Raw genomic sequence first — 591 nt, 5'->3', positions numbered from 1 at the left:
GGATCGCGGCCCGGGAACAGCCAGCCCTGCGGCCGCGCCGCCTTCCACCAGGCCCGCAGCAACTCAAGCAGGTGTGGCGACAGCATGACGTTACGGTCCTTGCCGCCCTTGCCCTGCTCGACGCGGATGATCATGCGCTTGCTGTCGATGTCGGCGACCTTGAGCGAAACCACCTCGGCAGCGCGCAGGCCGGCGCCATAGGCCACGCTCAGCGCCGCCTTGTACTTCAGCCCCGGCGCGGCAGCGAGCAGCCGCGCCACCTCCTCGACGCTGAGCACCACCGGCAGCCTGCGCGGCTCGTGAACGACATGGGTGTGCTCGACAATCTCGTGGCGCTTCAGCGTGACCTTGAAAAAGAACCGCAGGGTCGAGACGGTCTGATTGATGGTCGGCACGCCAACGCCGCTCGCCGCCAGATGCAGCTGGTAGCGCCGCACGTCCTCGAAGCTCGCCGTATCGGGCGAGCGCCCGAGAAACGCCGCGAAGTTCTTGACCCTTTGCACGTAGTCATGTTGGGTCTTCGGGGCCAACTTGCGGATCGTCATGTCTTCGATCATGCGCCGGCGCAACGGGCTCATTGCCTCGTCGGTC

1 protein-coding gene is annotated in these 591 nt (G+C 66.3%); it reads right to left on the bottom strand.

Annotated features, from left to right (window positions below):
- Positions 1-591: tyrosine-type recombinase/integrase (locus AC5ZG1_RS44185; RefSeq protein ID WP_496136538.1), on the bottom strand; the 591-nt coding region annotated here is incomplete at both ends.

This window comes from Bradyrhizobium sp. Leo78 (assembly GCF_059512425.1).
The sequence above is the reverse complement of the archived record's forward strand: the minus strand, read 5'-3'. Positions and strand labels throughout refer to the sequence as shown.